Source organism: Rheinheimera mesophila (assembly GCF_000986865.1).
Taxonomy (GTDB): Bacteria; Pseudomonadota; Gammaproteobacteria; order Enterobacterales; family Alteromonadaceae; genus Pararheinheimera; species Pararheinheimera mesophila.
The window spans coordinates 43,825-53,452 of sequence record NZ_LAVS01000098.1 but is presented as its reverse complement, the minus strand read 5'-3'; the positions used below and the strand labels follow the sequence as shown (position 1 = coordinate 53,452).

Sequence of the window (9,628 nt, the reverse complement as noted above, 5' to 3'; positions counted from 1 at the left end):
GCGCTATGACTTCAACTTTTGGCACTCCTGCACGTGCTTGGTCCTGCTGAAACGGCACAATGTTATTTACTTTTTCTGCACCAAAGTTTTGGTTTTGTACTGGCGCTATGACTTCAACTTTTGGCATTCCTGCGTTGGCTTGACCTTGCTGAACCTGTGTCATTCCCTTAGTATTTTCCATACCAAAGCTGGCGCTATTCACTGGCGCTATAGTGTCCACTTTTGGAATATCGAAAGGTTCTACATTGGTTTTAATGTCTACACCTGGAATCATGTTCAGCTTTTTGATGATCCAATCTATGGTTGAAGTGAATACGCTTCTAATACCTTCCCAAACTGCGCTGAACATTCCGCCTAAGGCGGTTAACCAGCCCCACTCTGACATCGTGGCTTTTAGTTCGTCCCAGTAGTAAATAATGGCGCCCACTGCTACCACGGCCGCGGCTATGCCTGCCACAATCAGACCAATTGGGTTGGCGTACATGGCTATATTTAACGCCAGCATTACGCCACGCATTGCAGTTAAACCGCTGGTGAATAGCGCGCCTGCGCTGGTCCATAACATGACGCCTAAGCCCCATGTTGTCATTGCCATTTTTCCGGCGCCCATCATCAGGGTGAATAAACCACCTGCGGCAACTGCCACCATAAAACCAACGGCGATATAGCCTAGCCAGCGGGTTATGTTCGGGAACATATCGGTAAACCAGATCACTGAAGTGCCCATGTCGGCAACTTTTCCGACAAAGCTGTTAAATGCTGGCAGGACTGCCGCACCTATGGCAGCCCTGATCACGTACCAGCTTTGGCTTAGCCTTTCGCTTTGGTCAGTCATGGCAGCGGCCATTTTTGTGGCTTGCTCCATGCCGCTGACCTGGCCAAGCGTGTTGATTGAACCGCTTAGACCGTTGATATCGTTCATCAGCAACTTAACCAGGCTAACCGCTTCTTGTGAGCCAAAAGCCGTGGCTAATGCGTCACTTTCGGCAACGCTTATCACGTCGCCATATTTGCCTTTAATTTTGTTCAGGATGTCTACAATTGGCAGCATGTTGCCGTTAGCGTCTGAGAACTGCAGGTTAAGCGCCTTCTGTGCTTTGCCCACACCTGCTAAAAACGCTTTGTATTTGGTGGCCGACTCACTGCCCTGCATAGTGGCCTGCAATGTGCCCATGATCGCCATTTGTTCTTCAAGTGGTGCAAGACCAGCCGAAGCACCCAAGGCACCGAAGGCGTCTGCCATTTTTTTACCGTCGGTTTTAAAGGCCTGCACCGCTGTTGCTGTCATGCCTGTTAAACGCTCAACCCAGGCGCCCTCACCCATTTGCATAGCGTCGTTTTTAAAGATGCCGTACATGGTGCCCATGTAGCTGGTGATGGTTGCGGCGTCTGACTTGGTTCCTTTGGCCAACACGTTAGACGCCATAGTGAACCGTGATAAGTCGGTGTCACTTAACCCGGCAATGGCGGATTGAATGTCGTAGCTGGACCGCACAAACTCAGTGGCCGATTCGCCATATTGCAGGGCGTATTGGTACGAGCTTTGCGACAGCTTTTTAAGTGCGCTTTCCTGCACACCCAGCGATTTCACTTCACCTAAGGCTCGGCTCATTTCAATTGCTGGCATCAGGGCATTTTGAAGAGCGTAACCACTGGCCACAACGCCGCCAATACCGGACGCCATTTGCATGGTTCCGGTTTGGTAGTTGGCTGATAACCCATTTAACTGGCCGCTGATTTTAGCAATCGGCTTCGTTATCTGGTCTATCAAACCCACTGTGAACATTAGCGGTGCTGGTAAGCTCATTTTCGCCCTTTCGCTATTGCGCTGGCCAGCGTAGTCATTGGTGACGATACTGCAGCGCGTTTTTGCTTTTTACTTCGCCTTACTAACCACCAAACGCCTTGCATATGGCGTTGTTGACAATGGCTTCAAGGTCTTCATTACGGCGCTTCATCAGCCACGACGCACGGGCCAAACTTTGTTCGCTATCGTCTTCATGCGGCAGCAGATGCCGCCGCAAAATGAACATCTGCTCAAGCTGATTCGAGTCGATAGACTCGATCAGCCCATTTATTTTTTTACAGTGATTTCCAGTACTGGCGAAAACTCTTCTTTAAGGGCTCCGGCAATTTGCAGCTCTGCACCTGGTGAACTGTCTAACAGCTTTTTAAAGTCTTCTTTTTGAGCTGGGTCTATTACCCGAACCACAAAATTTTTGGCTGCTGCGGTCATAGAGCCACCGCGGGCGGCTGCGTCCACAAAGTCGTTGTGGTCCTGCGCTGTAACGTTGAAAGCAAAGTCTGTGGTGCCGATGCCTAAAGTGATTACTTGTTTCATGCTGCGTCCTTATTTCTGGTTAATAGTTGTTTTAAATTTTCAAAGCCGTCTTTCATCTGCCGTTCCATACGTTCACCCAGCTCGCGAATGTCGTGCTTGGTTGCATAGGTTTCAGCAACGTGAATTTGGTGTTTGCTCAAGTCTTTATCCGTGGCCTTTTGTGCCCTGTAGATGCTGGCTACCATTGGTACAATGATGGTCAGAGCCAGCCCAATAAATCCGATAAATACTAAGATCCAGTTGCTTACATCTGGTTTTACTTCCATGGCTGCTGCCCCTGTTGTTGGCCTGTTCCGCTTAGTAATTTTTCTCGGTCTTTTGCGTCTTTGGTTGAGCTAACCCAGTAGTACACCGCAGCCGCTACAAACGGCAGGTAGTTACCCAGCAGGTACACAATCAAATCTCTGTTGTCTGCCGGAATTGGCAGAAAAAACAGCATCATCATTTGAACGAACAACATTGCCAGCAATGCCAGTGTAAGCACCGCTGGCATCCAGTGGTCTTTGTGCTGCACTCTTGAGTGTTGGCGGTCAAAAAGTAATGCCTTTTCCCGATCCAGCTCAATCTCCTGAAGCTGCACATGGTTGTTGCGTATTTGTTCGCGTTCTTCGTGGGCCCACTCCTGCAGCTTTAAGGCAGCGTTTGGGTCGTTTTTCAGTGCTGCTGCCACGGCTTCAGGTGTGTTTTCTGTGCCCAGTGCGCCAGCGATTTGGCTGCCAATGCTGACCGCTAAACCAACAGGGCCAGTTAATAACGGGGCTACTGCGCCAGCTATGCCGCCGACTGTGCTTGCTATGTCTTTCCAGTTCATACGGCTTCACCTTTGAGTAAATAGTCGACTTCACGGCGGCGGCGCGTTGGGTAACGATCACCAAAGTTATTCAGTTCGTTTGCCATTGCTTTAATGTCTGCGCTGGTAGCTGCCAGCCAGAATTTAGGGCACTTTTTGCTTAAGTCGCCGTACTGAAATGCCACTGATGCAATAACGGTTTGCATGCACTCAGGCAGATCAGCAAATGGCGCTTTTGCCGCTGTGCTGTAGCGCTGGGCTAATTGGTTCAGTAACTGGCTTTTCGTTACTTTGTCGATTTCCTCAGCTTGTTCTGCTGTGATCCGCAGTGGCGTTTTTTGCAGTGCTGCAACAGCCTTTTGTTTTTTCAGGCCGTAATATGGCGCTAATTTTTTTGCTAATTCTGGTGAGAACAGTTTGTAAAGCTCGTTCAGTGAACGTTGGCCGATATCAAAACCAGTGGCGATTGTTACGCCTGAGTTTGAATTTTTCGGATCAGGCACATAGCCCTTTAATGCTGGGCCGCCTTCTAATTCCGAAATAAAGCCAAAATTTACTGTTGTCATTACTTACTGCCTTGTCACACTTTTTAAGTGCCTGCTGGTCACTTTTGCGGCCAGCTCGGTCACGTTTGTTTGTCCTGGTGCAGTCACGTCTTTCTTAATCCGGACTGTCACGTTTTAACCTGGTGGCACAGTCAAGGCTGACTGTGCTTCAGCGTTACTGCTTAATATTTTCTATTTCTTCCGGCCGCAGGTATGGCACACCGTTGATATGCACAAAGTCCGGGCTGGTGACGTCAAACGGGATTTTGAACAGGCTGGCTTGGCCGCCTTTTTTGTCTATGTCCAGAATGTCCGACAGCTTGATGCGGCAGCCGAAGGCCTCTACTTTCATTTCATCTTTGGCTGTTTTGGCGTAAAACATGATGTCGAACGTTTCCATGGCTCGCCATGCACCCGCTGCTTTTGCTGCGTCTGAGATCAGCGAAAACTGGCTGGCGTTTACGTTAAGCTCGCCATTGGCCGAGACATCACCGTCGACGTAACCGTCTGGCACGCCAGAGGTTTGGCTTGGTGCGCTGTTGTCGGTGATTGACAGGGTGGCGGTGTCAACGTGGATCATGATGTCGCCCAAGTTGACGTTAAAATTCATTCCTGATAAGCGCATAGCTGCTGCCCCTTGTTAGCTGTTTAAATCCAGCAGAATGTTGACGGTAATTTCTTTCGGTGAGTTGTAAGGCCTGATCACCATGTAAATGACCACAGCCTTGTTGCTGGTCCACTCAATGGTGATGTCCCCATCCTGCGGCGGCTGAATATCGCCTGGGAACTGGACACCCGCTATCACTGTACTTTTGCTCATATTGCGCAGTGGCTTCATGAAATAGGCTTTGTTTACTTCAATGCTGGCAGGTGTGGAATTAAGCTGGCGGTTAGCAATGCGGCGGATTGCCAAAATACGCACTTCTCGGCTGGCCTTATGCACTGGGCGCAAATGCTCAATGTATTGATAGTCACCGCCGTTTTCGTCCAGCGTGGTGCCGTCGCTCCAGTACACGCCTTCTAAATCCGGATACCACTGCGGCACGCTAAAACGGGTATTAGCTAAGGTTTCCAGTGTGGCGAGTGTCAGCGGTTTATCGGCGCTGTCCACTGGTGCAGGGCCTAAGCCCATGACCGGACCTGTAGCAACACGCATAGGGCTGTCGGCAATACTGACAGAACGGTTACAGAGGCGGCCTGCTAACACGCCGATGTTGTTGCCATGCAGTTGCTGCACTGGCACCACTAAAGGCGCGGCAATGCCGTTTTGCAGTGCAACCATTGCGGCTTCGTACTGGGCCCATGTTTGGGTTGCATCATCAATACCAGGCAACGCAACAAGGCCCGACACAAAGCGGCCGTGGGAAGCTTTGAGGCTTTCCAGATAGTCGTACTTTGATGTGATATCGACTGCCAAAGTGCTTAAGTCGCAGAACACCACCATTTCAAAGCTTTGTACTTCGTTCGCTGCGGTAATGGCGTCGAAAACGTCTTCATCTGCGGCCAGTGGGTAGACTGCGGCTGTCCAGTTTTGACCGGCGTTTAACTGTGCTGCAATGAGCTGAGTACGCAAGTTACTGGCGGCGAAGTTATCTTCCAGATCCGTTTTGTCGCCTACGCTAAAAAGCTGGCTTTCCTCTTCTGGTTTACCGGCGCGGCCGACAAATAAGAAGTGGCGTTCAATGGCCCGAATGTCACCCTGGCCTTGATTGAGATTATTTACCTGTACTTTACCTAGTGACATTTTCAGCCCCTTTTCTGGTTGATTTTTTCAATGATGCTAATTAACTGGCGCTGCACGTTTGGCGTGGTATCGCCAAGGAACGGACGGCCGTCTACTGGGATATCCCAGCTTTTCTTGTTCTGGTTGCCCCTAAGTTCGCGCAGTATTAAACCCGCCTGCCCCTGACTTAAGGTGTCGCTTATTTCACTGATGGTGGCTTTGCGGTAGCCTTTGCCTTTGGCCTTACGCACTTTGTAGCCTTCGGCCACTAATGCTTTTGCCATGCTGCGGCTGCAGGGTGCGTCGTAGTCTGGCGCGCCGTGAATTCTGGCCATGCGGCTGGCTGTCATGCGTTCGCGGCCGCCTTCTTGATGCAGTGCAGCAATTCGGCCCGTTAAGGTGGCTTTGTGCTTTAGCTCTAACAGGTTGGCGCCCTTGACATAGGGCTCTAATGTTTTTGCCACGTTCTTCAGCATGCGGCCTTTCTTGCCGTTGGCTCTGGGTTTAAATGCGGTGCCTTCCACTGTGGTTTGGCTGCTGATGCGTTTTCTGGCTAAGGCTTTTTCGTAACGGCCCAGCGTTTTTAAAATGCGGGTGCGCTTATTGGCTGGCATTTTTAACAGCGCCAATTGCATGCTGGCGTTTAAGGCCTGTTGCTTGTTTGGCTTTATGATCAGGCTCATGACGCACCGCCTGGCTGCGTTTGCACGTCCACTTCTTCGGCTACATTCACCGGCACCAATGCCACACGATAGCGCTGGCCGTTAAACATCACTGGCCCTGCTGCATCCGGGATCAGGTCGATATCGTCCATCAGTTCCAGTTCTATCAGCACCGTGGCGTTGTCTTTGCTCACTGGGTCGATATCCAGCTCTGGATCGCTTAACTGGTATTCGTCACGCGGCCAGCCGCTATCTATTAAAAACGCCGCCAGCATGGCAAGCAGGTTGTAAGGATTAACCCGGTGATGCGGGAATTTTTCAAACGCTATGGTGGCGCGGTGCTTCCACTTCGCTACCTGATAGCCACCAGTGCCAAGGTCTTCCCCGCTTAAAATCAGGCTGCCGCCTTCTTGCCATGCGTCTATGGTGTTAGCCGTAACGTAAGGCTTCAGGCTGGCCAGTAAAAAGGCGGTAACTTGTTGAAGTTGTGTAACGGTCTGGCTCATGCTGAATGTACCCCCACACGGCCAAGGCCCAGCAGCAACCGCACTGAGCGGTTGGACTGGGCAAGTATTGCGTCCTGCTGCGGTGTATCTTGTGCCTTGTTGTTTCCTGCCTCTTTTTGGTCGACAGCAGAAAAATAACCCAGCAAATCGGCGTGGGAACGTGCATACACAGCGCCCCGGTAAATGCTAATTTGCTGCACACTAAAATTAGGTGCCAAGCTTTCGCCCAGGGTAAAAGGGACGTCCGTGTCATTGCTTGCCTGTAGTGCAAAACTGATCAGTTGCTGCTGAATTTCAGCCACGCTTCTGTTGAGTGAGTCGGCAAGTGCTGCCTCTTCAAAGATTTCTGGAATTCGGCGGTGCTTGCGAAATTCTGCCGTTGACAGTTCCGGCCAGCCGCTACCGGCATCTATAACGATGCTTTCCTGTGCTGGTGATTGAAAACCGAAACCGCTCATAACTGTACCTTCTGCCTCACTCGTTGAATTAGGTTCAGTGCAGTTAGCTTCACAGTGGTTTTTAACAGTCGCCTGTTAAACACTCCGCTAGTGCACTGGAGGGTTGGGAGTCTTTCCCCTGCTGCATTTTCCGTGTTGGTACCGGATAGACGGCACTAACTACACTGCAGCAAATCCTTTGTTACTTTTCTTCCGGCACTTCCTTGCCTTGGCTGGTCAGTTCCTCAATGGCCCTGATCCGCATTTCTATTTTGTTTCTTACTGTTTTAACCTGGGCATGGCGGTGTAAGCTGGCTGCTTTTTCCAATAACTGATCTGCCTGCTTAAGCCTCTCAATGTCGCCAACGTGGCTTGGTTTAACTTCGCCATTTTTTGTGCGCAGTAACGCCAGCCCGGCGAATTTGTAAAACTTGGCTGTGACCACTTCCGGCAGTTTCCAGTCGTTAACCACATGTTTAAACACAGTGCCAAAATAAGGTTCAATGCTGTGGCCCTGTTCGGCTTGTACTTCTGCCCAGTCGAATACAGTGTCTGCAATAAAGCCTGGCCACTTACGGCGGATTTCCCCTGCCATTGGCTGGCCGTATTCGATTGCAGCAAAGGCGAACTCAAGGCCTCTGGCGAAGTCGCCGGAGTCAAACAGCCACACAGTGCAATAAGCGAAAATAGGATGATCACTAACTGTTTTTTCATGTGCCTTTTCCTTGCGTTCGGTTAAGTAGGCTTCGACTATTGGCAGCCACTTGGGCAGCAACACTTCGCGTTTGTGGGCTATTTTGTCGGCCCTGCGTTCAAAGGCTTTCAGGCGTTTTAAGTCTGCGTCCAGCTCTATAAGCTGAAGGTGCAGGCTTGGCGCGTGTTCCGCGTTACCTGTTAGCCTTACTTTTTCGAGTTGTTTTTCTGCGCGTCGGCTTTCTTTCCACTGGAGGATTTTTGCCCCGCCAACGGCTTTTTTAATTCGGCAGTCGCTTCTTTCAGTTCAGCGGTAGCCTGGCCGATATCGTCTGCCGTGTATGCCAACTGGCTTGCTGTATCTTCCAGATCAGCAGCGGCGCCACCCACTTGCTCAGCGGCACTTTCAACCTGTTCAGCGGCACCTGTCACCGCGTCTGCTGCGCCTTCCACTGCACCGGCGCTTTGTTCCAGATCAGTGGCGGTTTTCGCTTCGCTACGGCCTAAGTCGACGCCGCTTTGCTGTTGCACTGCGTCTAACTGTTCTTCAGTTAACCCGGCAATGTAGGCGCCTTTTTCGACAAGCTCTTTTGCTTGTTCAATGGCTTCATCAACATCACAGCCCAGCAGTGCGGCCAGTAGTGCCAGAGCTTCGTTTTCAGGCGCTTTGGTTTCGCTAACCTGCTCTTTTGCTTCTGCAACATTGGCTTTCAGTGCGCGTTCTGCGGCACGGCGTTTTTGATAATTGGCAATTGCACCCATGGCTTTTTCCTGCTGTTGTTCGGTTTACTAAAATCCGGTGGCTGAATAACCAGGCACCTTTTCAGTGCCTGGCTCGTTGTGGCTTAAGGTGCCGGTTCTGGAGCTGGCCCGATGGTCATAGCTGATTCGTCAATTGAGGCATAACCTTCAAACTCCTCAACCGCGTAACCTTCCATGCGCCAGTATTTGTCTTCATGCTGTTTTCGGTCTTCCGAGTTTTCGGATTTCCGTGAGCGAGTGCCTTTTTGCGTATAGATGTGCAAATTCGACAGCATGGTCACTGTGATGCGTTTGCCCGGGAAGAATGGCGGCGTATAAGCAGCAAGACCACCGATGGTTTTATCCATCTGCTGGGCAGCGACACGTTCAGTAGGTTTATCAGCCTGATTCATCAGCTTGGTTTGTGCTGCGGCAGTTAAGTCACTGCCCACCAGAACCACCAGTCGCGGGTCGTTGCGTAACGATGGATGGATCAGGGTGTTTTTAAGTTCGGTGACAATGGCGTCCAGCGTTTTGTATTCGCCGTCTTTCAGTTCGCCCACTGCATCAGGGTTAAAGTAGATAGGGTCCATGACGATTTGATCAGGGGCTTTTTCTGACACAATTTTGTGCCAACCTTTGTTCACGTCTTCGCCCATTGGGTTTGCCACTGGGTCAGAGTCTGCGGCAACTGATACACCGTTAAAACCAACGCGCAGCATGTCCAGAGCAAAGCGCAAAGTGGCGTTCTGACTCATTAACTGCATAAACTGGTTGGTTGAACCTGCATTAGCCCATACCGCCAACGTAGACCATGGAACTGCCGCGCATGAGTCTGTTTCGACCAGCTCATAACCATGGCCGTCAACGCCATTTGTTGTTACAAAACGGCCGTTTACTTTGCGACCTGTTGCAATGCCATAGTTACCTACCTTTACAACCTGGCCTTTGATTTGGTCCACGTCCATGGTGGTGATCAGTCGCAAAAACTCGACTGATTCCAGCATCGCGGCTTTTAATTTGGTTTCCATCGGGCCAGTGACAGCAAATTGTTTGCTTACGTCTGTTGTGTCGTAGGCCTTTGCTAAGTTGCTGCTGTACGCTGCAATACAGGCTAATGCGATTGTGCTTAAGTTCATCTGTTTTTCTCGCTGCTAAGTTTTAACTAAGGTTTAAGTGCTGACATGCAG

Annotated in this window: 14 protein-coding genes; all 14 read right to left on the bottom strand. The window is 50.6% G+C overall.

Going from position 1 to position 9,628, the window contains the following annotated elements; genetic code table 11:
• A partial coding sequence (locus SD53_RS17840) for a phage tail tape measure protein (RefSeq protein ID WP_206539975.1) occupies nucleotides 1–1,807 on the bottom strand: 1,807 nt, incomplete at its 3' end.
• Nucleotides 1,808–1,889: 82 nt separating this feature from the next.
• Complete coding sequence (locus SD53_RS19105) at nucleotides 1,890–2,033, bottom strand: DUF6890 family protein (protein WP_436197681.1); 144 nt, start codon at nucleotides 2,031–2,033, stop codon at nucleotides 1,890–1,892.
• Between the two features lie 41 nt (nucleotides 2,034–2,074).
• Nucleotides 2,075–2,341, bottom strand: a complete 267-nt coding sequence (locus SD53_RS17835; RefSeq protein WP_046521555.1) for a putative phage tail assembly chaperone — start codon at nucleotides 2,339–2,341, stop codon at nucleotides 2,075–2,077.
• Complete coding sequence (locus SD53_RS17830; RefSeq protein ID WP_046521554.1) at nucleotides 2,338–2,607, bottom strand: hypothetical protein; 270 nt, start codon at nucleotides 2,605–2,607, stop codon at nucleotides 2,338–2,340. The genes SD53_RS17835 and SD53_RS17830 overlap by 4 nt, the downstream gene beginning before the upstream one ends.
• Entirely contained in the window at nucleotides 2,598–3,152 is a 555-nt protein-coding gene (locus SD53_RS17825; protein ID WP_046521553.1) for a hypothetical protein, read from the bottom strand. Before SD53_RS17825 ends, SD53_RS17830 begins: the two co-directional genes overlap by 10 nt.
• Entirely contained in the window at nucleotides 3,149–3,697 is a 549-nt protein-coding gene (locus SD53_RS17820) for a pesticin C-terminus-like muramidase (protein WP_046521552.1), read from the bottom strand. Before SD53_RS17820 ends, SD53_RS17825 begins: the two co-directional genes overlap by 4 nt.
• Before the next feature lie 154 nt (nucleotides 3,698–3,851).
• Nucleotides 3,852–4,301, bottom strand: a complete 450-nt coding sequence (locus tag SD53_RS17815) for a phage protein (RefSeq protein ID WP_046521551.1) — start codon at nucleotides 4,299–4,301, stop codon at nucleotides 3,852–3,854.
• A 15-nt stretch (nucleotides 4,302–4,316) separates the two neighbouring features.
• A complete protein-coding gene (locus SD53_RS17810; RefSeq protein ID WP_046521550.1) occupies nucleotides 4,317–5,420 on the bottom strand; it encodes a DUF2586 domain-containing protein in 1,104 nt (367 codons plus the stop codon).
• A gap of 2 nt (nucleotides 5,421–5,422) precedes the next feature.
• Entirely contained in the window at nucleotides 5,423–6,082 is a 660-nt protein-coding gene (locus SD53_RS17805) for a hypothetical protein (protein WP_046521549.1), read from the bottom strand.
• Complete coding sequence (locus SD53_RS17800; RefSeq protein ID WP_046521548.1) at nucleotides 6,079–6,567, bottom strand: phage tail protein; 489 nt, start codon at nucleotides 6,565–6,567, stop codon at nucleotides 6,079–6,081. The genes SD53_RS17805 and SD53_RS17800 overlap by 4 nt, the downstream gene beginning before the upstream one ends.
• Nucleotides 6,564–7,025 carry a head completion/stabilization protein gene (locus SD53_RS17795; RefSeq protein ID WP_046521547.1) on the bottom strand — a complete coding sequence of 154 codons (462 nt, stop codon included), beginning with the start codon at nucleotides 7,023–7,025 and terminating at the stop codon, nucleotides 6,564–6,566. Before SD53_RS17795 ends, SD53_RS17800 begins: the two co-directional genes overlap by 4 nt.
• 181 nt (nucleotides 7,026–7,206) lie before the next feature.
• The gene (gene gpM, locus SD53_RS18440; RefSeq protein WP_082101913.1) at nucleotides 7,207–7,851 is read right to left on the bottom strand and encodes a phage terminase small subunit; all 645 of its coding nucleotides are present in this window, start codon (nucleotides 7,849–7,851) and stop codon (nucleotides 7,207–7,209) included.
• A 53-nt stretch (nucleotides 7,852–7,904) separates the two neighbouring features.
• Nucleotides 7,905–8,459 carry a hypothetical protein gene (locus tag SD53_RS17785; RefSeq protein WP_046521546.1) on the bottom strand — a complete coding sequence of 185 codons (555 nt, stop codon included), beginning with the start codon at nucleotides 8,457–8,459 and terminating at the stop codon, nucleotides 7,905–7,907.
• An 83-nt stretch (nucleotides 8,460–8,542) separates the two neighbouring features.
• On the bottom strand, nucleotides 8,543–9,577 hold the full coding sequence (locus SD53_RS17780) for a phage major capsid protein, P2 family (RefSeq protein WP_046521545.1): 1,035 nt from the start codon (nucleotides 9,575–9,577) through the stop codon (nucleotides 8,543–8,545).
• Between the last annotated feature and the right edge of the window lie 51 nt (nucleotides 9,578–9,628).